The sequence below is a fragment of the Alicyclobacillus dauci genome (assembly GCF_026651605.1).
Taxonomy (GTDB): Bacteria; Bacillota; Bacilli; order Alicyclobacillales; family Alicyclobacillaceae; genus Alicyclobacillus; species Alicyclobacillus dauci.
This window is the reverse complement of record NZ_CP104064.1, coordinates 1,244,130-1,267,265: the sequence shown is the minus strand read 5'-3', so window position 1 is coordinate 1,267,265 and position 23,136 is coordinate 1,244,130. Positions and strand designations below refer to the sequence as shown.

Annotated in this window: 21 protein-coding genes; 5 read left to right on the top strand and 16 right to left on the bottom strand. The window is 51.9% G+C overall.

Annotation, left to right across the window (positions count from 1 at the left end; all coding sequences use genetic code 11):
- Window positions 1-42: 42 nt before the first annotated feature.
- Window positions 43-957: an AEC family transporter gene (locus NZD86_RS06205; RefSeq protein ID WP_268045630.1), complete on the bottom strand. Its 915-nt coding sequence runs from the start codon at window positions 955-957 to the stop codon at window positions 43-45.
- A gap of 39 nt (window positions 958-996) precedes the next feature.
- Complete coding sequence (locus NZD86_RS06200) at window positions 997-2,229, bottom strand: Zn-dependent hydrolase (protein ID WP_268045628.1); 1,233 nt, start codon at window positions 2,227-2,229, stop codon at window positions 997-999.
- 248 nt (window positions 2,230-2,477) lie between these two features.
- Between NZD86_RS06200 and NZD86_RS06195 the strand changes: the two genes are divergently transcribed.
- Both NZD86_RS06195 and NZD86_RS06190 read left to right on the top strand, forming a co-directional pair.
- Window positions 2,478-3,962, top strand: a complete 1,485-nt coding sequence (locus NZD86_RS06195; RefSeq protein ID WP_268045627.1) for an aldehyde dehydrogenase family protein — start codon at window positions 2,478-2,480, stop codon at window positions 3,960-3,962.
- A gap of 150 nt (window positions 3,963-4,112) precedes the next feature.
- A complete protein-coding gene (locus tag NZD86_RS06190; RefSeq protein WP_268045626.1) occupies window positions 4,113-5,675 on the top strand; it encodes an acetate--CoA ligase in 1,563 nt (520 codons plus the stop codon).
- A gap of 64 nt (window positions 5,676-5,739) precedes the next feature.
- Here the strand turns inward: NZD86_RS06190 and NZD86_RS06185 are convergent, their stop codons facing one another.
- The 3 genes from NZD86_RS06185 to NZD86_RS06175 all read right to left on the bottom strand — a co-directional run bounded on the left by NZD86_RS06185 (window position 5,740) and on the right by NZD86_RS06175 (window position 10,198).
- Window positions 5,740-7,956: an EAL domain-containing protein gene (locus NZD86_RS06185; RefSeq protein WP_268045625.1), complete on the bottom strand. Its 2,217-nt coding sequence runs from the start codon at window positions 7,954-7,956 to the stop codon at window positions 5,740-5,742.
- A gap of 339 nt (window positions 7,957-8,295) precedes the next feature.
- Window positions 8,296-9,669, bottom strand: coding sequence for a WD40/YVTN/BNR-like repeat-containing protein (locus NZD86_RS06180; protein WP_268045624.1), 1,374 nt, complete (start codon window positions 9,667-9,669; stop codon window positions 8,296-8,298).
- Window positions 9,670-9,673: 4 nt separating this feature from the next.
- Window positions 9,674-10,198: an RNA polymerase sigma factor gene (locus tag NZD86_RS06175; protein ID WP_268045622.1), complete on the bottom strand. Its 525-nt coding sequence runs from the start codon at window positions 10,196-10,198 to the stop codon at window positions 9,674-9,676.
- Between the two features lie 151 nt (window positions 10,199-10,349).
- On the opposite strand from NZD86_RS06175, the gene NZD86_RS06170 reads away from it, so the two are divergent.
- The 3 genes from NZD86_RS06170 to NZD86_RS06160 all read left to right on the top strand — a co-directional run bounded on the left by NZD86_RS06170 (window position 10,350) and on the right by NZD86_RS06160 (window position 12,113).
- Window positions 10,350-10,769, top strand: coding sequence for an acyl-CoA thioesterase (locus tag NZD86_RS06170; RefSeq protein WP_268045620.1), 420 nt, complete (start codon window positions 10,350-10,352; stop codon window positions 10,767-10,769).
- A 119-nt stretch (window positions 10,770-10,888) separates the two neighbouring features.
- Window positions 10,889-11,698, top strand: a complete 810-nt coding sequence (locus NZD86_RS06165; protein WP_268045619.1) for a DUF2935 domain-containing protein — start codon at window positions 10,889-10,891, stop codon at window positions 11,696-11,698.
- Between the two features lie 106 nt (window positions 11,699-11,804).
- Window positions 11,805-12,113, top strand: coding sequence for an iron-sulfur cluster biosynthesis family protein (locus NZD86_RS06160; protein WP_268045618.1), 309 nt, complete (start codon window positions 11,805-11,807; stop codon window positions 12,111-12,113).
- Between the two features lie 159 nt (window positions 12,114-12,272).
- Here the strand turns inward: NZD86_RS06160 and NZD86_RS06155 are convergent, their stop codons facing one another.
- From NZD86_RS06155 to NZD86_RS06105, 11 genes are all read right to left on the bottom strand, one after another.
- A complete protein-coding gene (locus NZD86_RS06155; RefSeq protein ID WP_268045617.1) occupies window positions 12,273-13,592 on the bottom strand; it encodes an MFS transporter in 1,320 nt (439 codons plus the stop codon).
- Between the two features lie 355 nt (window positions 13,593-13,947).
- A complete protein-coding gene (locus tag NZD86_RS06150; protein ID WP_268045616.1) occupies window positions 13,948-14,601 on the bottom strand; it encodes a GntR family transcriptional regulator in 654 nt (217 codons plus the stop codon).
- A gap of 84 nt (window positions 14,602-14,685) precedes the next feature.
- Complete coding sequence (locus NZD86_RS06145; RefSeq protein WP_268045615.1) at window positions 14,686-15,633, bottom strand: catechol 2,3-dioxygenase; 948 nt, start codon at window positions 15,631-15,633, stop codon at window positions 14,686-14,688.
- A gap of 228 nt (window positions 15,634-15,861) precedes the next feature.
- Window positions 15,862-16,800 carry an amidohydrolase family protein gene (locus NZD86_RS06140; RefSeq protein WP_268045613.1) on the bottom strand — a complete coding sequence of 313 codons (939 nt, stop codon included), beginning with the start codon at window positions 16,798-16,800 and terminating at the stop codon, window positions 15,862-15,864.
- Between the two features lie 30 nt (window positions 16,801-16,830).
- Window positions 16,831-17,022, bottom strand: a complete 192-nt coding sequence (locus NZD86_RS06135; RefSeq protein WP_268045612.1) for a 2-hydroxymuconate tautomerase — start codon at window positions 17,020-17,022, stop codon at window positions 16,831-16,833.
- An 18-nt stretch (window positions 17,023-17,040) separates the two neighbouring features.
- Window positions 17,041-17,814, bottom strand: coding sequence for a 2-keto-4-pentenoate hydratase (locus NZD86_RS06130; protein ID WP_268045611.1), 774 nt, complete (start codon window positions 17,812-17,814; stop codon window positions 17,041-17,043).
- A gap of 58 nt (window positions 17,815-17,872) precedes the next feature.
- Window positions 17,873-18,889 (bottom strand): 4-hydroxy-2-oxovalerate aldolase, encoded by a 1,017-nt coding sequence (gene dmpG / locus NZD86_RS06125; RefSeq protein WP_268045609.1) that lies wholly within the window; start codon window positions 18,887-18,889, stop codon window positions 17,873-17,875.
- 13 nt (window positions 18,890-18,902) lie between these two features.
- On the bottom strand, window positions 18,903-19,787 hold the full coding sequence (locus tag NZD86_RS06120) for an acetaldehyde dehydrogenase (acetylating) (RefSeq protein WP_268045608.1): 885 nt from the start codon (window positions 19,785-19,787) through the stop codon (window positions 18,903-18,905).
- 30 nt (window positions 19,788-19,817) lie between these two features.
- Window positions 19,818-20,600, bottom strand: coding sequence for a 2-keto-4-pentenoate hydratase (locus NZD86_RS06115; RefSeq protein ID WP_268045607.1), 783 nt, complete (start codon window positions 20,598-20,600; stop codon window positions 19,818-19,820).
- A gap of 15 nt (window positions 20,601-20,615) precedes the next feature.
- Complete coding sequence (locus tag NZD86_RS06110) at window positions 20,616-22,052, bottom strand: aldehyde dehydrogenase (RefSeq protein WP_268045606.1); 1,437 nt, start codon at window positions 22,050-22,052, stop codon at window positions 20,616-20,618.
- Window positions 22,053-22,132: 80 nt separating this feature from the next.
- Entirely contained in the window at window positions 22,133-22,939 is an 807-nt protein-coding gene (locus tag NZD86_RS06105; RefSeq protein WP_268045605.1) for a DODA-type extradiol aromatic ring-opening family dioxygenase, read from the bottom strand.
- Window positions 22,940-23,136 lie beyond the last annotated feature (197 nt).

The window sequence follows — 23,136 nt, the reverse complement described above, 5'->3', positions numbered from 1 at the left end:
TGGCTCCAGACTAGAGACCAGGTTAAGCAGCAGCACGAGAACTCAGACGACGTGGATGTGGATGAGGAAAGGCAGTGTGAGAAAGCTGACGACCGTCGTGATCGCCACGGTGAGCGCAGCCACATCCTTGTTCCCGCCGTACTTCTCCACCAAAACTATCGTGTTCACAGCAGCGGGCATGCTTGACTCGACGAACAGAACGGCCGCGAGAAGCCCGTGGATTCCCAGCAGCTTCAAGGTTGTTATGGAAATCAGCGGAACCAAGACGATGCGGAGACCCACGGCCACCCACACGCCGCGGTGTCGAACGCCCGACCATTTCATCTTGCTCAGTTGAATGCCGAGGATGAGCAGAACAATGACGGGGTATGCGTTTCCCACAAGCCGAAACGTTGTATCGATACTGCCTGGAAGATGCAGTCTCAACGCATATAGAATGAGCCCCATGATCGCTGCGTAAATGAGCGGCGCTTTGAGAATTTGTGTGAAAGATTGGCGGATCGTCCCGGTCGATCTCGACGCAACGTACATACCGAGTGTATTCACGAGAATGATCTGCCCAACGACGTAAGTGGCACCAAGTGAAAACCCGCTCGTTCCAAAGGCCAACAGCAGGACTGGCAGGCCGTAGTTGTTCGCGTTGCCAAAAATGGTCGTCAGGGTCGTTGCAGCGACTGTATCCGGCTGTAAACGAAACATCCATGAAAACAGGAGCGCCGCGCCCCAACAGAGGATCGTGTCGACGATGGTAAAGCCCAAGACAGCGAGTAGATTGCCTCCTGATACGTGTGTATCCGTTAGCGCCGTGATCATGAGGCACGGCGCTAATATATACAGTCCCACGTCGGCTAACGTACCCGTGTCTACGCGTTTCCACCGATGCAGCACGGCCCCGAACAGACAGACGAGCAAAATGGGAAGGGTGACGTTTCCCAGCAGATGAACATAATTTGTCATGCTCTTCCCCCATGCGAATGTTGAAATACAGGCGTCGTGTTACGGTGTTTCACTAGCGAGTTTGAGGAGCGTGTGGTAGAGCACTTCCGCACCTGCCGCACAATCTTCCGGACTACTCCATTCATCCGGATGATGACTGATGCCATCTTGACTCCGGACAAAGATCATTCCAACCGGGCACAGAGCTTGTAACTGCATGCCGTCGTGCCCCGCTCCACTGACGAGTTCCATCGTCTTGAAGCCCGCTTCTTCGCACGCCTCAAACGTGGCTTGATGAATCGCGGCTGAGCACACGACAGGTGGAATATTCTGCAACTCCTCGACGACCAGCCCGAGACTTCTCTCGGAGCAGATTTCTGTTGCCCGTCGACGGATGATCGATTCCACTTCATTGCGTGTATCCAGATCCACATCACGCAAATCGAGCGTAAACTCGACGACGCCCGGAATGATGTTCACGCCACCCGGTTGGACCGTCAGCTGTCCCACGGTGCCGACCGTGTGCGTTCGGCGCTTGGTTTCCTCTTCGATGACTTGCATGATGGCCACTGCGCCAGCGAGCGCATCTCTACGCATGTTCATGGGACTCGTCCCCGCGTGACCTGCTTGTCCCGAAACCGTAAACTTTAGCCACAGTGGACCCGCGATGCCGGAGACCACGCCCACAGATAAATCCGCACTTTCGAGGATTTTGCCTTGTTCAATATGTACTTCGATATACGCGTGCACCGATCCCGTCGGACGAGCTGCCTCCGAGATCTTTGTCGGATCGAGACCAACTCGATGCATGGCCTCCGCAATGGTGACACCCTCGGCGTCCTTGGCATCAAGCTCTGATACAGTCAACGTTCCAGCGATACCCCGACTGCCAATCATACCGAACCGGAAACGAGCGCCTTCTTCGTCCGTGAACGCGACGACCTCGATCGGCCTCTGTGTAACGGTACCAGACTCGGTCATCGTCTGAACGGCTTCCACTGCAGACAAGACGCCCAGCGGACCATCGAAATTGCCTCCACTGTATACCGAATCAACGTGCGATCCCGTGAGGACGATAGGTGCACTGGGATCCTTACCTTCCTTGCGCCCAATGAGGTTTCCTACGGCATCCTCATGCACAACCATGCCAGCCTCTTGCATGTAGGACGCCACCAAATCCTTGGCCTGTCGTTCCTCTTTACTAAACGACAACCTGGTAATGCCGCCAGTCGGCTGCACCCCAATTTGACCTAACTCCAGCAATCGGCTCCACAGTCGGTCTTGATTCGTCATCCGGTCACCACCCACAATGATTGTGCTCCATTAGAAAATCTCCCAAATAAGTCTCTATTCTATCAGATACGACGAGCGGGAAACATTCTTGACGCGGCGCTCGCTTTATACATATCCGTTCTTCCGCAAAACTTGATAGAATTCGACAATCTTCGGAATTGACTGCTATATACAATGGCGTTACCATATTATATGTAAGCGGTTTCCTAGCCTTTCCGCGTGATATGAACTCAGGAGGTCGAGAGTAAATGTCAGTGAACCAACTGGAATTGAACTCGAAAGTCGCTGAATTTTTGGTGGGAACCAAACAACTCTTTATCAACGGACAGTTTGTCCCATCTGCCTCGGGTAAGACGTTTAATACGCTGAATCCGGCAACCGGTGAAGTCCTCGCGGTTGTGAGCGAAGCGGAGGAAGCCGACATCAACAGCGCAGTTCTTGCTGCCCGCAAGGCCTTTGACGAAGGACCATGGTCTAAAATGAGCGGTGCTGCGCGCGGTCGTTTGCTCTATAAACTCGCGGATTTAATGGAAGAACACAAAGCAGAGTTGGCTCAAATCGATACGCTTGACAATGGGAAACCCATTCGTGAAACAGCCAATGCCGATGTCCCCCTGGCCATTGAACACTTCCGCTATTACGCCGGATGGGCAACGAAAATCGTCGGGCAAACCATTCCGGTGAGCGGAAACTTCTTCAACTATACACGTCACGAGCCAGTTGGGGTCGTGGGTCAGATCATCCCGTGGAACTTCCCACTTTTGATGGCAGCTTGGAAACTGGGGGCTGCACTCGCAATGGGCTGTACCGTTGTCCTCAAGCCTGCAGAACAAACCCCGCTTTCGGCCCTTTATCTCGCTCAACTCATTCAAGAGGCGGGCTTCCCAGATGGCGTGGTCAACGTAGTCCCTGGATTCGGTGAAACGGCTGGTGCGCCGCTTGTGGATCATCCGCTGGTTGACAAGATCGCATTTACCGGCTCCACCGTCGTTGGCAAGTCCATCATGAGCCAAGCATCCAAAACACTGAAACGCGTTACGCTAGAGCTCGGCGGTAAATCACCCAACATCATTCTTCCGGATGCCGACATGTCACGGGCCATTCCGGGCGCACTCATGGGAATCATGTTCAATCAGGGTCAGGTTTGCTGCGCCGGATCGCGTCTCTTTATCCAGAAAAAGTCATATGACAATGTCGTCGCGGACCTCGTGTCCATGGCGAAAAATATCCGTCAAGGCAACGGCATCGACAAAAGCACACAGATGGGTCCGTTGGTTTCCGACGAACAACAGGAACGCGTACTCGGATATATCGAGAGCGGCCTCAGTCAAGGTGCGGAACTGCTCGCAGGCGGAAGCAACCCATTTGATCAAGGCTACTTTGTCTCTCCCACCATATTCGCCAATGTGCAAGACGACATGACCATCGCGAAAGAGGAAATATTCGGTCCAGTCGTCGCAGCTATGCCGTTCGAAGACTTGGACGAAGTGATTGCCCGCGCAAATAACAGCGACTATGGTCTCGCGGCTGGGCTGTGGACGGAGAATATCCGCAGTGCCCACTATGTGGCCAGCAAACTGAAAGCCGGCACGGTTTGGGTCAACTGCTACAATGCGTTTGACGCAGCTGCTCCGTTTGGGGGATATAAACAGTCCGGCATGGGTCGTGAAATGGGATCGTATGCGCTGAACAACTATACGGAAGTAAAGGACGTCTGGATCAACCTCGACTGACATTCGGTCGATTCCAGTCAGTGTGTGATTTGATCTCATGGTCCCAAATTCACGGCAATCACCACGGCATGTCACTTCTGCCGTGGTGATTGTTCTATGTGCCTGTTTATCCGTATCGCCATGACTCCACGTTCATGAGGAGGCTTTACCATGGGTTACAACTTTGCGTACGAAGTTGACAAGACGGCTCGCTCAACACCCAACAAAGTGGCGGTTCTGTGCGTTGGCGAAGACGGGTCCGTTCAGCAAATCACATATGACGAGTTGCGCCTCGCGAGCAATCGCCTTGCACGAGGCCTGCTTGGTGCAGGCATTACAAAAGGAAGCCGAGTAATGGTCCTGCTGCCAAGAGGCATCGCACCATACATCGTTTATCTTGCGCTGTTGAAGACCGGGGCCACAATCGTGCCTGGTTCCGAAATGTTGCGTGCGAGTGACATTGGCTACCGTGTTCGTCACGCAACAGCGGACGCTGTCATCGCACACCATGAGCTCACGATGCATGTTGATGAAATTCGCGCGGATAGTCACTCTCTGCGTCATTTTTACTCTGTGGGTGGCATTGCACAGGGATGGACAGCTCTAGATACCCTGACAGCCCGTTCGTCCGACGACGACGTCGAAGTGGACACCGACGACAACGACATTGCGTTTCTCTCCTACACGAGTGGAACGACTGGCGGGCCAAAAGGTGTCATTCACACGTACGCCTGGCCTCGGGAACACTTGGCTATCGCGGGAACATACTGGTTCGATGCGCAGCCAGACGACGTCGCTTGGGCAACGGCGGGTCCGGGGTGGGCGAAGTGGGTATGGAGCCCCTTTGTCTCCATTTTAGGAAATGGTGCGACTGCCTTTGTCTACACGGGACGGTTCCAACCAGAGGGATATCTTTCACTGCTTCAAAACCATCAGATCTCGCTCCTGTGTGCGACTCCCACCGAATACCGCCTCATGGCAAAAGTGACGAACTTGTCCCAGTACCAGCTCTCCCTTCGATCCGCCTGTTCCGCCGGTGAACCACTGAACCGCGAAGTCATTGATACATTCCTCCGCGAGTTCAATGTGACCGTTCGCGACGGCTACGGTCAGACGGAGAACAGCTTGCTCGTAGGAACGCTGCAAAATATGGAGGTCCGACCTGGCTCGATGGGGAAACCATTCCCCGGAACACGGGTTGCCATTGTAGATGACGACGGGCGCGAATTGCCCGTAGGCGAAATCGGGCACATTGCAGTACACAAATCATTTCGGACGCTGTTTAAAGGATATCTGGACGACACGGAGCGAACCAAACGCGCGTATCGAGGCGACTGGTATATAACAGGCGATAAAGGGAGAGCAGATGAGGATGGATACATCTGGTTTGAAGGCCGTTCCGACGATATTATCATCTCCGCCGGATACACAATCGGACCATTTGAAGTCGAGGACGCTCTCGTAAAGCATCCGAAGGTCGCGGAATGCGCAGTTGTTGCCAGTCCCCATCCCGAGCGTGGGCACATCGTCAAAGCGTATGTCATTCTTCGTAACCCAGATGACGCGAATGACGAAGGCCTTGTTCAAGAGCTCCAAGAACACGTCAAGGAGATGACAGCGCCATACAAGTACCCACGATCCATCGTCTTTGTTGATTCGTTGCCGAAAACGACGAGCGGAAAAATCAGGCGCATCGGATTGCGACAGCTCGAAGAAAGAACGACTGTTCTCTAATGCAGACGCGGGAGGCTACAGAGCCTTCCGCGTCTGGTAGATTTCAATTTTCAGGGTTTCGCCTTCACTGTTCTCCTCGCGTTTTCGATAGTGTCGCGATATTCACTGATTTACCGACGTGCTTGCGAACTGCTTCTGGCTCCAGTGGTCTTGACAGCAAATACCCTTGGATTTCATCACACTTCTCACGCCTGAGGAAGTCCAACTCCAGCGGAACTTCAACACCCTCTGCGACAACACGCATCCCCAAACTATGGCCCAGCTGAATAATTGCTCGGACGATGTCCAGCTTGCCGTGATCGCGAACGAAGCTTTGGTCAATCTTTAAGTAATCTACAGGAAACTGCCGCAACAGGTTGAGCGAACTGTAGCCAATTCCGAAGTCGTCAATTGAAAGCGTCAGACCTAATTCCCGCAATTGACTCAACTTCGCCAACAAATCCTCATTCGCCACCTGCATGAGAGACGTTTCCGTAATTTCGATATCAATCAGGCTAGGGCTCACACCGTATTCGTTCAGTGTTTGACCAATACTGACAACAAAGTCCGGCTGCTGGAAATGAAGTTGGGAAATATTCACACTGACCGGCAATTCAATACCCTTTTCTTTCCACGCTCGAACTTGCTCGCATACCTTGTGAACGACCCAATCATCAATTGCGGAAATCAGTCCTGCCTGTTCAGCGACTGTGATAAATTCGGCGGGTGAGATTCTGCCCCGGCTTGGGTGGTTCCAGCGAATAAGGGCTTCAACGCCAGTCATCTTCATGTCCGATGAGCTAAATTTTGGTTGATAAACGAGATGGAATTCCTCTCTATCGATGGCCTGTTGAATATCCCTTTCTAACATCAACCGGTCATACGTCATCACTTTCATGCCAGGCGCGTAATGCCTGTACATGTTCCGTCCGCTGTGCTTCGCTGCATACAGGGCCGTATCAACACTGCTCAAAAGACTTTCGCAATCCGTCCCTGATACTGGGAACAAAGTCGTTCCTATTCCGGACGTTACACGCAGACTGTGTCCGCCTATCTCAACAAGCGTATCCGACAAACGAAGAATTTGTTCAGCCAAATCCGTGACGTCTTTCAATGACGTAACATCGGAATAGACGATGGCGAACTCGTCACCACCCAATCTCGCCAAAAACATCTTGTCGGTCATGCAAGTTTTCACACGTCGCGCGAACTCCACGAGGACTTTATCGCCGAATGCATGTCCAAGTGTATCATTGATCCACTTAAACCGATCAATATCCAACACAAGGACACCGACCTGGTCAAACAGCTCAATGGAAGCATCCAAGTGGTAGAGGAAGTACTGCCGATTTGGCAAACCCGTGAGCGGATCCTTATTAACTATTCCGTCCAGTTTGACTACATTTTCGTGTCGCGAGAATGCCAGGGACGCAAACTGTGAATACGTTTCGAGCGACTCAATTTCATCAGGTGAAGGTGCCCTGTTGTTCTTGTAATACACAACAAATGTCCCAACCACTTGGTTAAAATCCGTGAAGATTGGCAATGCGTAACAGGCCCTGAGTCCAGCACGATTGGCATCCGCTCGATACCTAATCCAATTCGGGTCCGTCTCAATGTCATCTGATACGACAAGCGTTTTCAGAAAAACAGCCCGACCAAACGTCCCGGCGTTCAGTCCAATCTCCACCCCGTTCACGGTCTCGATAAATTCTCTTGGTAATTGTACTGAACTAACCCCATGCACCAGAGTCGTTCCGTCTTCATCAAGCAGCAATGCGGATGGGATACAATCGGGAAACAGTTCTTCCAAGGTATCAATGATCACAGTGAGAACTTGTTTAATTGATTGCCCACCCAGAACGGCCTTTAGGACTCTCTGTTGCGGGATAATAAAGCGCTCTCTAGAACCCGGTTCGGTAATCGCTGCAAAAAAGACAAACTGCAGTAGGTTGTCCGAGTCTAATGCAGGCACGACTCGTAACTTGAACGTCACAAAGCGATATGCATGATCATAATGTCGTAAGCGCAAGACGAGCACGGGGGTACGGTCGTTCCCTTGCTCATGTAGAACTTTCTCCATGACGGCGCTCAGCTTACTTGCGTCCTCACCATGCACAAAATCCCGTAGATTAGCCCCGTAACAAACCTCTCGAGGGACTCCCAGGATTTGCATGAAGGAAAGCGAGGCATGAACGATCTCCCCTTGCTCACCCACAACCAACATGGGGTCGGAAACGTGGTCCATGACCAATGTGATCGCGTCTTCTATGTTTACTAATCTCTGAGGAACTGGCGCCATCTTCACCGACTCCATTTGTGTACGTGATTTGTCCCTGGACGTAAGAGGCATCATTCGATCCGCCGCCACAGGTCCCCTTACAAGTTGGCCACACGACATATTTCGACAAACAGTATAAAAATTCTTCACAAACGGATTATTTCCTGCAAATTTTCCCTATTCGTTGTATGAGAAATATATCTGATTGAAACGCAAGTCCTCGTGCATCCATGCGAAACGCAGAAGGGGAGTGGTGGAATCGACGACGCGGCTTGGTGCGGGCCCTTGTATTTGGTCGGGGGTAGGGTCGAAGGGAGTGCCCGTGACGTGTCCCCGGACACATTCCCGCAGCCCTGAACATCAACCTCTACTCGTGAAAACTTCGCTCCAGGTTCGTCCACCATCGACTGAATGCCAGATAATAGGTGGACCTGCTTCGCTAGCGCCGTTCTGCGCTGTCCTAAGCCAACCGTTCGCGTCCGTCAAGAAGTTCAAATCGAATGACATCATTCCGCTGCCTTTTCTGAAAGCCGACGAGATCTGTTCCCAGTTACGTCCTGAGTCCACGGTGTGGTACAACGTTCCCCCGTCTACAACAAATCCCTCCGTCGGGCTGACGAAGTCTGATGTCTCATAGTTTGGGAACAAATGGTTCCCTGTATGATCCCAACTTTTGCCTCCATCGTAGGTTTTATATAAAAAGAGACGGTGGGAAACGAAGACCGGTAAAAGGCCCTCTCCATCCTTAAACATCGTTGGTGGAAAGATGCTGACAAACTTGCTCTTTGGTATCGTGATACTGGCCCGTTTCCACGTCACTCCACCATCGCGTGTCACAAAGAGCATATCTGGGCTTCCGTCGGTGACACCGCTGTCCGCGCCCAAATTCTGCTTGGCGCCCACGGTAAACCCCACGTTTTGTGTGACAAACGAAAGCCAGTTGAACGCCACGATATTGGATGGAAATCCAGTTGCCTGCACTCGTTGCCATGTCGCTCCACCGTCAATTGTCCGGTACAGGGCGCCAGGTCTCTCGCCCCCCATGCCTGAACTCGGAACTCGCGTGACCAACCAACCGTGTATCGAGTCACTGAAGGCCATGGTTGAAGGCATTTGTCCAGCCGGATCGTTCGGTAAATCGTCGGGTATCGTCGATTTCGACCAATGGCTCCCGCCGTCGTTGGTTCGAAAGACGGAAACCGTGCCCTGTTGGGATGGATCCATCGTTGGGACAGCCACCACCGCTTGAGTGTCGGTGATCGCTGTAATGACCGAATTCTTTGCAATACCAAGATTGACGACTTTCCAACGCTGCCCTCCGTCCACCGTGTGTAGCAGTTCCCCTTGACTGCCTGTCATCCATCCGTGTTCATTCGAGAACATTTGAACTCCTGACAAATCTCTCGTCGGAGAACCAGCGATCACACTTGATTCGTTTCCATTTATGGGTGTCACGCGGTTGCCGGAAATAGATTGTGTGCCCCGCTCCCCGGCTACCTGACCAAATAAATGTCCATTGATGGATAACAAACCTCCCACGGTGACGAGGAGTGCAGCAACCGCCGTTCCGCCGAGCGCCCAGAACTTGCGAGCATATTTCGGCTTGAAAGGCGGCGTCGATTGATCGCGTTGCCGTACGACGAATTCTGCAATGTCCCGTTTACCCTCTTCAGATAGGGTTACGCCTCGCAGCTTTGACAGCCGATTCATCAGTTCCTTGTCCGTCAGCGTCATATCGTCACCTCCCTTTCTCCGGGGCATAGTTGTCCACGTCCTTTCCCGATTCCGTAGCATCCAGAATCCCCCGTAGACGCTTTAGCGAACGATGTTGCTTTGTGCGCACTTTTGCTTCTGACCAATCCAGGACTTGAGCTGTATCTGCAACGCTTAAATCTTCAATGAAACGAAGGATAATGACTTGTCTATCATCGAATGGCAGGAGCGATATCGCCATCTGTAGATCCAGTCGTTCTTCGATGCCGTCCAACGTAAACAGTGAGGACTGATCTTGTTTTCGAATATATTCGTCGCGGACGGCCTTTCGTCGAAAGTAGTCTTTCATATAATTGCGAGCGATATGAAATAGCCACGTCTTCGGGCTTGAATCATGCCGGAACTTTCCCCACGCCTGGTAGGATCGCAGGAAAACTTCTTGAACAATATCCTTTGCATCCGCGTGGTTTCCCACCGTATGCAGCGCAAAACGATAGATGTCATCCGAGTACAAGTCGATGAGATGATTGATCACCTCATTTGGCGTCATATGCGGCTCCGTTCCCGTCACCTCCCGGTCACGACTCTCTAACCAGGTTGACGCATGAGTTTCACGCTATGTTACAAACCTCTTCGGTATAATGGTTAAGGAGAATGCCGAATGTTCCACACTTGTACAGGACACGTAAGGAGAGACGCCGATGTTCACCAGAAATCTGCAAGTTCGATTCTCCGAGTGCGATGGCCTCGGGCACGTCAACAACGCGACTTACTTTAATTACATGGAGGATGCTCGCATAGAAGTATTCCGCATGTTCAACCCGTCGCTTTCCTTGGATAAGTGGAACCTGATCGTGGCGTCCGCACGCTGTGACTTTCTCGCTCAGGTGACGTATGCCGACCACTTGACCGTTTACACTTGGGTTTCGCACATTGGGAACTCCAGCTTCACGCTCGATCACGCCATCGCCAACGAACAAGGCACCTGGGTCGCCCGAGGTCAAGCTGCGCTGATCGCGTTTGATTACACTACACAAAAGGCGTCCCCAATCACACCGGAGGTTCGCGCTCAACTAGCGTCACACGGAGCTGCCCCAGAGGGTGTTCCAGCGCTTCGCTAGACTTCGAATCAGTCGTTGACCCGCATGATCCAGTTCACACGGCCCCTCTTCACCGTCTCTTGCATTCACACGTCTAGGCAGACGCACATAATCTGCTACGGAGAAACGGAGGGGCTACGGTGACTAAAGATTATCAACAGACCGCGATTTTTGAACATCGGTTTTGGCTGCAAATTCTCGGCGATCACGCCCGCTTTATCCGGGCCGGACTCTCCCCGACGGAAGGCGGCGAGATCGCGAAGACAAACTATTTTATTGACCGATTCGATCGGTTGCTGAGTATGGCCAACACAATCCCAAGCACAGCGGATATCGTGACACTCAATCAGTATGCCTTGCGATATGCCCACACGTTGCGAGCGTTTAAGTTGCACTTATTACGCCGGCATTTAATCGGAAAAATCAGCATTGCCCTGCCGCCTACCTTTCTCAATCACATGCTCAACGAAATCGAAGAGTATTTGCGGATCCTGGAGTCTCTCTGTGAAGGCACGACGCCTCCACCGCTCAACCCCATTCACCACCACCTGCTGTGGCTCCACGACGCGATTGGCCATGCAGCCACTATCCAAGCCGAAGTCGATCCAGTGGAAACACGGGCCGCTGAACGAAGCCTCCAGTTTACGAAGGAGTTTGAGGCATTCTACCTTAAATCCGTGGAGTTGGCGGGGTATTTGCGAACTCAATTGGAAGACTTCCCGGCCCTGCGACACTTCAACTCGCAGGTTGGCATGGAGATGAAGTTGTTCACAGAGTTTCTCGACGAGATCGAAGAACTGCGCCTGTCGAAGGAATTACTCGGGACATTGGAGCCACTCCTGCCGGACCACATGGCCCGAGAAGAGTGTTACTACTTACTGAAGCTGGCGGACGTGACCGACGTGACGGCTCATTTGTGCGACCCTGCAAAGCCCCGAGTTGAAGGGTAGAGAATGGACAGATGTTCTTTGGGGGCGTCTGCTATTTGGAACGCGCAAATTCCACTGAAAAGATTGCAACCTTGTATAATGATAGAAAAGGGTCTTCGTCACCAAGATGACGGACAAGAAGGAGTACGTGTTCCAAATGCACATCACGGAGAGTGCCAAATCGGAGATACAACGTTTCTACAAGGAAGAACTACAGGTGGGTGAATTCGTCCGTATCGCCAGGGCCTATCAGTGCGGCGGATCGAGATTCCAGATATTGGTGGACGACGTCACGACTCCCATGGATCGCAGTGTTCAATTTGAGGAGTTCGCTATCGTGATAGACGGATCGTGTGAAGCGCTCCTTGACGACTGTGAACTGGACTTCCATGAGTCCGGTTTCATATTCATAGATGACTTAGGAAACGTTTGTTGAAGCTACCACATGGCAATGACGCCCAGGACACGCCAGCTCCATCGTGATGGGTGTGCCTTAGTGAAAGGAATAAAAAAGGGGCCTCAGGCAAATGAGGATCCCCTTCTCGTAACCCATTCTGTCAATGTCTACGCGTCAAACAGGTGTGGTCTCTGACGATTACAGTGCCGGGACTTCCTGATCCACAATTGCACCGCTCTTTTTCATACGAATGGGTGCCGTCTCGCGAAGTCCAAATGCGATAAGAGCGCTTACAAATGCCCCGCCAGCGGCAATCCAAAGTGGAGCCGCAAGACCGAAGTGATCCGCGGCTATACCGCCTATAGATGGGGCCGCCGTTCCACCGATAAACTCACCGACGAGCTGAGTCAATCCGACAGCGGTACCAACGTATTTCGGCTTCAAGGATTCACCCGGAACCACTGCCATGAACAGCGGGAACGTCGCTTGTCCAGCCGTTGTGAGGAAGCCGATGATCATCATCGTGGCGATGGAGCCGTGAACGAGTGCAAGACATACTGGAGATAGGGTAGCGATAAAACCGAATAGAATCAGTGTTGGTTTGCGTCCCCATTTGTCGGAGATGGCCGGGCCGATGAATCCCCAGAAGAACGTTCCGAGTCCCATTGCCGACATGATAAGCCCCATTGCTTCCGGCGTGAACTTGTCGTGTCCGGTGAGATAAGTCGGAGCAAATGTCGTGAACGCAAACAGCCAAGTCATCATGAACGCGGAGATGACCATACATACCCAAACATTGCGGCTCTTAAAAACGGCTGGGTAGTCTTCACGTTTGACTCTGTGGTCATGTGCTGCCGCTTGTTCTTTCGTCATGCGCTTACTTGGGTCAATCATCCACTTCAAAAGGATAAAGAACATGACGATACCTGGAACACCCACTAAATAGAACGCCGCATGCCAAGAGTACTTAGTAGCAACTGCCGTAACGATAAGTGGCGTAACGGTGGAACCGATAAGACCGAGAGAACTTTGCACGAAACCTAAATTAAACCCGCGGCGCTTTTCCGATGATTCAGCAACAACAGCTGCTTGTGCAATGGGGAGGACTGGACCTTCCGAAACACCCATCAAGCCTCGTAACAACAGCATCGAGCCAAAGCTCTTTGCGATACCGGAGAGAAATGAGAACAGGGAAAACGCTAACGTAATAGGCAATAAAACTTTCTTTCTTGACCCGATCAAGTCCGAGATGGACCCGAATACGAAACCAGATAACGACCAACAGATAGCCAAGATGGATACAATCATTCCAATTTCCGCATTGTTCAGTTTTAGGTCGGGTGCGATAAACGGAAATAGGTAGACGACACTCAGACGTTCCATAAAGACGAACCCAAACGTGAAGAACATCATCAACACAACGCCATTCTCGTACCGAAAGAACGACTTTTTCGGCTCATTGACCATTGCTAGGGACACCCTCTCTTTGTTTAACTTTTTTCCCGTCGTAGCATTCAAGTCTGTGATAAAAGAAGATTTTTCATGAAAGCGATATCATTCGACTGCAAAAAAACACCCCTTGAGAATAACAGCAAGCCCTATCTCTACCCCGGGACACCTCCAGAAGACTGTTCAACAGTCCATACTAGACATCCTTTCGGCTTGTATCCCAACAATAATTTCATTTGTCTGAACCGTGAACTTATTTGTTCCTTTATACGGAACGGGAAAAGTGAGTTGACACCACTTCACGATTGCGTTCCGTCATCTGTACACGACTCGCTTCAAATTCGCCTGTTTAACGCGATCGTCAAACATATTGTCAACAATTTCGCGTGAACGAAAGGGGCAGTGGCTTACCTGCCGATTCGCTCTACATGCGTGAATCCAAATCTTGCAGAGCCCCAAGCACACCTGCTAGGTGTTGACGCATGGCGAACTCTGCTTCATCCGGATCGCGATTGATAACTCCGCGAACAATGGCTTTGTGTTCCGCGAGTGAGCGCTCCGGCCGCCCTTTGGCGAGAATGGTGCGGTACTGAAACCGCACGCTCTGCGAGTTCAAGGTATCCAGTACTTTTGCCGCCGTGGTATGGCGCGCCATAGTGATCAGCGTCCTGTGTAACCTGGCATTACAGTCTGAGTACTTGAGAAGATCATTCGCGCGATAGTGCTCATCTAACTCGTCAACGATTTGTTCCAGAACTCGGTCATCCTCCGGCGTTGCATTGATGGCTGCGTGACGTACAGTGACGCACTCGACAGCAGCACGAACTTCAAGAATTTCTGCCGCTTCGGCTTCAGAGACCAGGCGAACGCGTGCTCCGCGATAGCGTTCACGTTCTACGAGCCCCTCTTGCTCTAAGCGGGCCAGGGCCGTCCGAACGGCAGCCCGCCCAGCGTTTAACGACTTCGCCAAATCCATCTCGACAAGCCGTTCATTTGGCATCAACACACCGTTGCGAATGTCATCTCGCAGACGTTCATAACACGCTTCTTCGTTCAAAACCACTTCGTCTTCAGCCATTTGTATCCAATCTTCCTAACCCGTTAAGAGTCTGGTACAACGCAAGACAGTACAAGCCTTGCTGACCACTTTTCCCCTATTATCTCATACCACGGGGGTTCCATAGGTGTGGAAGCTCGGTACAGTTGCATTCCCCCACGCTTGCCCGCGTTTGCGCTCCGCCTCGGTCCAAGTGATAGGTTCCCAGTCGGGAGCAAGAACAAGATATCCGCCAGCGCAGACCTCGATTCGATTTCCACCAGGCTCATATACATAGACAAAGTAGGTTTGGTTGATAGCGTGCTTGCTCGGTGCAAATTCAATGAAGACATTGTTGTCCACGAAAATGTCGGCGGCGCGCCAGATGCCTTCGTTCGTGTCCACCCCAAAAGCGATGTGGTGCAACCGTCCACGCGTACCAGTCGCGTCCTGCGTATAGACCAAATCGTACGACTTGTTCGTTGCTCGGTACCAAAGCCCGGGATGGCGACCGTTGTCGAGCACAATTTGCTCCGTTAGTCGCAAGCCCAGTTTCTCTTCAACGAATGTACCGTCTGCCTCTGTGTTGGACGAAAGAAAATTGATGTGATCCAGGTGCTTGGCAGCAACCCCTCGTCCGGTGAACTTCTGCGGTTGGTTCTTTAAAGTCGGACGGAGATGTTCCGGCGCCGTATAACGATCACTGTCATAGTACAATTCCATCAGATGTCCATCTGGCCCTCGGAACTGATAAGCTTTTCCATGCCCAAGATCACCGTCGATCCAACCGATGCCGTGCCCTGATGCTTCAATGGCTTGAACACGTCGGTCGAGTGACTCTGGGCTCATTGCCCGAAGCGCCGTATGGCCAACGCCCGCCTGCTCCGACTGAGTGAGCTTCAGAGAGTACATTTCGTAATCTCCCCAGCACCTTAGGTACGTTGACGGACCGTTCTGTCCAGCGATTTCGAGTCCCATGATATCGGTAAAAAAGCGAAGACTCTCATCGTGTTTTGGAGTCAGCAACTCAACGTGCCCAACATGCGCAACATCAAACATAAGTTCTTTGCCCATACGAATAGGACACTCTCCTTCATCTCAATTCCGACCTGTTTGGTTCTCATCCTACAAGATGCCACTTTGGAATACAGACAATATTGTTAACAATACAGTTTACTATGATTTTCTATTGAATGTTGATCATTATGCATTTTGTCAATAGAGGACCTCGCATGTGAACCATCATCATAAGCAGTTCACATGCGAGTGATACGTCCGCAATCGTCCTCAAAGGGGGTTTACTCAAAGTCCGAGGAATGCCCTACATGACGCTTCGCTAGTTGGCGCGGGAGGCCAAGTCTTCAGATCAAATGGATAGTCTGACCCTGGCAATACCCGGTCTGTGCCCACCAGCTTTTGAAGATACCCGAGGGCGTCCTCGTGCCAAAGAACATTGTCATACCAGAATCGCTTCAAGTACGTTTCCGGCGTGTCATTGAGCGACGATTTTACTGCAGGCCACATTTGGTACCCTTGATTGAGTCGACCCACTTGATAGGGCAAGAAGCCGCCACCGTGAGCCAGCAAAATCTTGGCCTTTGGATATTTGTCGAGTATCCCGCCCAGTAACAAATCCAACCCACAAATCGTCGTCTCCCACGGGACACCAATGAGATTCGGCATCATTTTCCGTTGGATGCGCGGGTCCTCATTGAGGAGTGGGTGGATGAAAATGATTGCCCGCTTGTCATTCGCCACTTCCCACAACGGAGCAAAATGGTCGTCGCTCAGTGGAACGCCTTGGTGACCAGGACCGATGATGGCACCCTTTAACCCGTTCGACATAGCTTCATCTAGCAGACGAGCCGCGGCATCCGGATCATTGAGGGGGAGAGTTGCCAAGCCAGACAACTTGTCGGAATTGGCTTTCGTCCAAGCAACCAGTTCATGGTTGTACAGGTCGCTGAGCTCGACAGTCAATTCCACCGGGAAATCATATAGAAATAATTGCGGTATGGGCGACACGATTGTATGTGCGACGCCGGCCTTACGCTGGTCCTCTAAATATACATCAGCTTGATAGAAAGCCTGTTTCAGTTCAAACGACCATTTTTGGTTAATGGTCAGAAACGGCTCCTTGCCCACTGCACGCTGTTCCCAAGTTGCATTGACGCGACTGGCATTGTCTTTGAGCCAAGCCAGGACTCCTTCGGGAACAAAATGGGAATGTACGTCAAACAAGCCGTCCACCTCTTTCAACTTCAAGCAAAGTTAACCTGGTTGTTCAGCCCTCGACACACCGCCGACACCCCAGTGTTCTTTGGGCATCTCGTACAGCAAAACGCGGACAGCCTCCGGTTTTGCACCGAGTGTTCTGACGACGGCGTCGGTCACTTCCCTGATGAGCTCCTTTTTTACTTCAGGAGAACGCCCTTCCAAAATGCTCATTTGGACTAACGGCACATCATTCAACCTCCCCGTTTATGCGTGGATAGACAGATTGATTTCGCCCATTCCTTCGAATTCAATGGAAATTCGATCCCCATCGTAAATATAAATGGCCTCCGTGATGCCACCGGTCAGGACAACCATACCTGGCTCGATCGCTTTGCCTGTGCGACTTAGCATGTGAACCTGTTCGATGATTGACCGCACCGGATGGCCCAAGACGGCCGCACCGGCACCTGTCTGCGACACTTCACCATTACGCTTCATGACAACGCCCACTTGGTCCAGTTGGAACTGATACGGCGAGAATGCTTGATCAGCCACATAGAACTTTGCACTCGACGCGTTGTCCGCGATGACGTCCACTAGCGTGAATGAAAAATTCTTGTAACGACTGTCAATGACTTCAACGGCTGGCATGACACACTCCGTCGCCAGCCACACATCCCGCGGCGTGATGTCCGTACCTTCGAGTTTGTGCTTAAAGACAAACGCAATTTCCGGTTCCACACGCGGGTGAATAAGTCCCTGCAGCGAAACTTCTGGATTCCTCAGTTCCATGGACTTAAGTAAATGACCATAAATGGCTTCATCGACACCAACAGATTGCTGCTTCGCCTTACTGGTCAGACCCATCTTCCAACCAATCAATTTGTCACCAGCGGTCGTGTACTTTTGAATGGTCAACTGTTGAATGGCATAAGCATCTTCGACCGTTAAGCCATCGTACCGAAGCGTAATTTTCTCCAACTCTTCGGCGGTTGTTTGATGGCGGTAGATTTCATCTGCAATAGCTTGCAATGCCAAAGCGCGTCACTCCTACTGTCGATTTGTTAAGACAGCAGCCCGTTGAACAGGCCGCACGTTATTTGCTGTTTGCAATTTGAAACGCGACATCAACGATCATGTCTTCTTGTCCACCGACAACCTTGCGACGTCCGAGTTCTACGAGAATGTCGCGAGGATCGAGCGAAAACTGCTCTGCAGCCCGGTTCGCGTGCAGAAGGAAGCTGGAATATACCCCAGCATATCCAAGCGTTAAGCTAGCTTTGTCCGTGATGATAGGCTGATGCATCCGAGGACGAACGATCTCTTCGGCCGCGTCCATGACTGGGTATAACTGAACACCAGTGTCGATCCCGTGCTTCTCACACGCAGCCACGAACACTTCGAGCGGTGTGTTCCCGGCACCCGCACCGAGTCCCCCTAGACTCGCGTCGATGCGGAATGCACCTTCTTCGACAGCCGCGATGGAGTTCGCAACGGAGACACCCAGATTGTTGTGTGCATGGAAGCCAACTTGAACGTCTTCTGGGAGCGCTCCCCGAAGCTTGGAAACCTTCTTGCGGACTTCGTCCATGAGCATTGCGCCCGCGGAGTCTACGATATAAACCACTTCGGCACCGTAAGAAGCCATCTTCTTGGCTTCTTCGACGAGGACTTCAGCAGGTGTCATATGGGACATCATCAAGAACCCGACGGTTTCTAGTCCCATTTTTCGCGCCTCTTCAATGTGCTGAGCCGAAATGTCGGCTTCAGTGGAGTGCGTAGCGACGCGTACCGCTTTGATTCCGTACTCGACAGCGTGTTTCAAGTCTTCAACGGTACCGATGCCGGGGAGCAGGAGCGCGGCAACTTTCGAGTCCTTGACGACACTGCACACAGCACGAAGGTAATCCTCTTCTGTCTCCTTAGAAAATCCATACTGCACAGAACTTCCACCCAAGCCATCACCGTGCGTCGCTTCAATCAGCGCCACACCCGTACCATCAAGTGCTGAAGCAATCGCCTTCGCGTCGTCGACACTGAACTGGTGTCGTACAGCGTGCATCCCGTCGCGTAACGTGACGTCTGTCAGTTCAATTTTGTATTTGAATGCCATAAAGCTGTCCCCCTCACTTGTTCACGACCATCTTGTGTTTCGCGAACTCTTCGCCAAACTTGACGGCTGCTGCAGTCATGATATCGAGGTTGCCAGCGTAAACCGGCAAGTAGTCTCCGAGTCCTTCTACTTCGATAGAAACGCTGACCAAATTGTCCTTAAAAATTGGTTCGCGGTTTAGGTGATAGCCAGGGACATATGTCTGGACATGCTTGACCATGTCGTGAATAGACTGATTGACACGCTCGTAAATTTCTTCGCTGGCCTCTTCCATGACGCAGTAAATCGTATCGCGCATGAGAATCGGCGGATCGGCTGGATTGAGAATGATAATGGCTTTGCCCTTTTTCGCGCCACCAATGACTTCGATAGCCCGAGAGGTGGTCTCCGTGAACTCATCGATGTTCGCGCGTGTGCCGGGACCTGCACTCTTACTGGATATCGTCGCCACGATCTCGCCATACGACACACCGACCACACGGCTCACCGCGTGCACGATGGGTACGGTCGCCTGACCGCCACATGTGACCATGTTGACATTCTCAGACTTGAGGTGCTCCTGCAGGTTGACTGCTGCGATGACGTACGGGCCGCGGGCGGCAGGGGTCAAGTCGATGGCTTGAATCCCGGCTTCACGCAACAGTTTCGCGTGGCGAACGTGCGCCTTCGCACTCGTTGCGTCAAACACCATATCGGGGCGTGCGCCCGACTGCAAAACAGCAGCAAGCCCTTCCCAAGAGACTTCGAGACCTGCGTCTTTGGCCCGACGCAGCCCGTCTGATTCCGGGTCAATCCCTATCATCCAGCGTGGTTCGATCCATTCGCTGCGCATCAGTTTGATCATCAAGTCGGTTCCGATATTACCCGATCCGACGATAGCCGCAGTAAGCTTCGTCATATTCTCCACCCTCCGTTATAGTCCGTTTATTTAAGCCTTCATGGTCAGGTCGACGCGTCCGAGACGACCGAAGGACAGCGACACATGATCACCTGGTTGAACAGGCACTGCCTTACTCACTGCACCGGACAAAATGATATCTCCGGCTCGGAGCGTTGTGCCAAGTGAGGAGAGCTTGTTCGCAAGCCATGCAACGGCAAGCGCTGGATTACCGATGACGGCCGCGCCCGCACCCGTCTCAGCGACTTCCCCATTGATTTTCATGACAGCGCCAGCCGTCGTGATATTGGCGTGCTCAATGGCCGTCACTGTGTCACTTAGGACAAAACACCCCGAAGACGCGTTATCGGCAATCGTATCAGCCAACTTGATTTTCCAATCGGCCACGCGGCTATCGATCACTTCGATGGCCGGCAGCACAAAGCGAGTGGCCCGAAGGACATCTTGGATTCCGATATTCGGCCCGGCCAAATCCTCTTTGAGGATAAAAGCCAACTCCGGTTCAACTTTCGGTTGGATCAGGGGATAGTCGATGACATCCCCTGATTGATAATGCATCGATGTAAACAAGTGGCCGAAGTCCGGTTCCCCAACACCGAGCATGGTCTGCATCGGTTTGCTCGTGAGTCCAATTTTGTGACCCACGACACGATCCCCGTTTCCCAACTTCTTTTCCACATTCAGCATCTGGATGCCGTACGCTGTTTCCATCGACATGTCCGGCACTTCACTCGTCAAGGGTGCGATGACGGACAGATTCCGCTCCGCCAAATACAGCTTCTCGGCGAACTCAGCTGTGCGATTGTCTCCCATTCATGACCCTCCCCATCAGAGCTTGATGCAGACGTTTTTCAACTCAGAGAAGAATTCGAAGCTGTGCACGCCGCCTTCGCGACCGATACCGCTTTGTTTCATACCGCCGAATGGTGTGCGAAGGTCACGCAGGAACCACGTGTTGACCCAGATAATGCCTGCCTCGATCTCGCCCGCCACACGGTGAGCCCGCTTCAAGTTCGATGTCCAAATTGTTGCGCCCAAGCCATAGCTCGTGTCATTGGCGAGTGCAACGACTTCTTCTTCCGTGTCAAATGGTTGGATGGTCACAACCGGACCGAACACCTCTTGGCGGGTGATTTCACAGGAAGAATCCACGTCGACAATGATTGTTGGTTCGAAGAAAGCCCCCTTGGCCAATTGTTCTGGACGCTTGCCTCCAAGCAGAATGCGTCCGCCCTCCTGAACGGCACGTGTGACAAACCCTTCGACTCTGTCGAGATGTTCGGCACCGATGAGTGCACCGACGTTTGTCTTTGGATCGAGCGGATCGCCTACGACCAGTTTCGATGCCTTGTCGACCAAGCGTTCGACAAATGTGTCGTACAGTGGACGTTCAACGTAGATGCGAGAGCCACAGAGACAAACTTCACCTTGGTTGACGAAGCTGGAGCGGATGGTTGTTTCGAGCGCATCCTCCAAATCGCAGTCCGCAAAAATAATGTTCGGGTTCTTACCACCCAATTCCAGAGACAGGCCCTTCAAAGTAGACGATGCAGCCTTCATGACAGCTTTGCCTGTGCTCGTCTCGCCGGTTAATGAGATGAGGTCCACGTCAGGGTGTTCCGTCAAGGCTGACCCAGCGGCATCCGGTCCAAAGCCGTGGACGACGTTGAGCACGCCGTCCGGAAGACCCGCTTCCTTGCAGATTTCCGCCAACTTCGTGGCCGTCATGGGCGTCAACTCCGCAGGCTTGATAACACATGTATCTCCGGCCGCGAGACAAGGCGCAACCTTCCAAGTGAGTAAGAACAGCGGCAGGTTCCAAGGTGAAATGAGACCGGCGACACCAACCGGTCGACGAAGGGCGTAGTTCAATGCAACGCCTTCCATTTCAAATGTTTCTGTGCTCATCCCTTTGACAAAGTCGCCAAAGAACCGGAAGTTATATGCAGAACGTGGAATATCGAGACTCTTTGACAGCGACAACGGTTTACCCGTATCCGCCGTCTCCAGAAGTGCCAATTCTTCTAAGTTGGCTTCAATGAGATCTGCAATTTTGTGTAAGATAACAGACCTTTCAGCCGCAGATGTCTTTCCCCACGTCTTGAATGCTCGACGTGCGGCGGCCACGGCTTGATCGATTTCACGTTTGCTGCCTTCCGCCACTGTTCCGATTTTTTCGCCAGTTGCTGGATTGATATTATCGAACGTGCGGCCATCCGCAGATTCCACAAATTGACCGTCGATAAAATGCAAAACTTTCTCCATTCTTTTCTACCTCTCATCTCAAGTTCGTGTGATAGGATGAAGCTAAAAATCGGCATCAAACGCTTGCGTTGGTTTTCGCGTTAGCCAGCATATTGGATGGTCAAGACCGGGTTCCCTGATCCCGAAGAAGGTCCGTATCCGTGCAGTTCGCCCATAAACTTGTTCTGAACTACGCCCAGGAGAACGGCAACGTGACGCCCACCTGACTCAACACCAGCAGCGCGAACGTAGGACGGGAGCATGGAAACAGCAGAGTCGCGATCACCTTTCACGAGATAATTGCAGAACTCTCTGTCAAGCGCCTGTTCCGTAATGTTTGGCCACAGTTCTGGGCCACGGCCGAGGTTGTGCGCCAACGCACCACTCGCCAGGAAGACAACGCGTAGGGGAGATTCTTCAAATACTTGCCCGATCACGCGGCCCCACTCGATTGACTCCTGGATGGATGCGGCCCAACAAACGGAGAGATCGACAATGGGAATGTCCTTATTTTTGAGTAGATAACGTAGCGGGACGACCGTGCCGTAATCCCAAATATATGTCGGGTCATTGATTCCGACGACGGATAGGCCCGCAGCTTTTCCTGCGTCAACAAGTTTCTGACCGAGATCTGGATGGCCAGGGTGATCGTATGGAACGTCCGTGATCAGATCAGGACACTCAACGGCAGTTAAAATTCCTTGATGTCTCGGTGTAATGTCGACATAATGAAAAAAACTGGACATCCAGTGACACGATATTAAAACGACAACATCAGGATTGACACGATCAATGATGTCCGCGCATTTGTACATCGCGTCGACCATTGGTTTTTGAAAATCAGGAACTCTGTCTTGGTGACAGATTCTTGGGGTATGTGGCGTAATCATTGCCAATTCCAGGCTCATAGGGCTTCCTCCCTTCAAATTGGCGTGTACGAGATGTTTCACTGCACACGCTCAAACGTTGGAAAAAGAGCTTCGAGAAGAGTACTTACAAGGATGGTAACACCAAGCAAGCGGTTTCACTATGTTGGAGTTTCTCTATACGGAACACAAGATAAATGTGTATAAAAAACGCTGGCCCTGCCATGGAGGAGAATCAT

Excerpts from the sequence above, each read along its gene's own strand:
- NZD86_RS06205 (WP_268045630.1), bottom strand. The coding sequence starts at position 957 with ATGACAAATTATGTTCATCTGCTGGGAAACGTCACCCTTCCCATTTTG.
- NZD86_RS06200 (WP_268045628.1), bottom strand. The coding sequence starts at position 2,229 with ATGACGAATCAAGACCGACTGTGGAGCCGATTGCTGGAGTTAGGTCAA.
- NZD86_RS06195 (WP_268045627.1), top strand. The coding sequence starts at position 2,478 with ATGTCAGTGAACCAACTGGAATTGAACTCGAAAGTCGCTGAATTTTTG.
- NZD86_RS06190 (WP_268045626.1), top strand. The coding sequence starts at position 4,113 with ATGGGTTACAACTTTGCGTACGAAGTTGACAAGACGGCTCGCTCAACA.
- NZD86_RS06185 (WP_268045625.1), bottom strand. The coding sequence starts at position 7,956 with ATGGCGCCAGTTCCTCAGAGATTAGTAAACATAGAAGACGCGATCACA.
- NZD86_RS06180 (WP_268045624.1), bottom strand. The coding sequence starts at position 9,669 with ATGACGCTGACGGACAAGGAACTGATGAATCGGCTGTCAAAGCTGCGA.
- NZD86_RS06175 (WP_268045622.1), bottom strand. The coding sequence starts at position 10,198 with ATGACGCCAAATGAGGTGATCAATCATCTCATCGACTTGTACTCGGAT.
- NZD86_RS06170 (WP_268045620.1), top strand. The coding sequence starts at position 10,350 with ATGTTCACCAGAAATCTGCAAGTTCGATTCTCCGAGTGCGATGGCCTC.
- NZD86_RS06160 (WP_268045618.1), top strand. The coding sequence starts at position 11,805 with ATGACGGACAAGAAGGAGTACGTGTTCCAAATGCACATCACGGAGAGT.
- NZD86_RS06150 (WP_268045616.1), bottom strand. The coding sequence starts at position 14,601 with ATGGCTGAAGACGAAGTGGTTTTGAACGAAGAAGCGTGTTATGAACGT.
- NZD86_RS06145 (WP_268045615.1), bottom strand. The coding sequence starts at position 15,633 with ATGGGCAAAGAACTTATGTTTGATGTTGCGCATGTTGGGCACGTTGAG.
- dmpG (WP_268045609.1), bottom strand. The coding sequence starts at position 18,889 with ATGGCATTCAAATACAAAATTGAACTGACAGACGTCACGTTACGCGAC.
- NZD86_RS06120 (WP_268045608.1), bottom strand. The coding sequence starts at position 19,787 with ATGACGAAGCTTACTGCGGCTATCGTCGGATCGGGTAATATCGGAACC.
- NZD86_RS06115 (WP_268045607.1), bottom strand. The coding sequence starts at position 20,600 with ATGGGAGACAATCGCACAGCTGAGTTCGCCGAGAAGCTGTATTTGGCG.
- NZD86_RS06110 (WP_268045606.1), bottom strand. The coding sequence starts at position 22,052 with ATGGAGAAAGTTTTGCATTTTATCGACGGTCAATTTGTGGAATCTGCG.
- NZD86_RS06105 (WP_268045605.1), bottom strand. The coding sequence starts at position 22,939 with ATGAGCCTGGAATTGGCAATGATTACGCCACATACCCCAAGAATCTGT.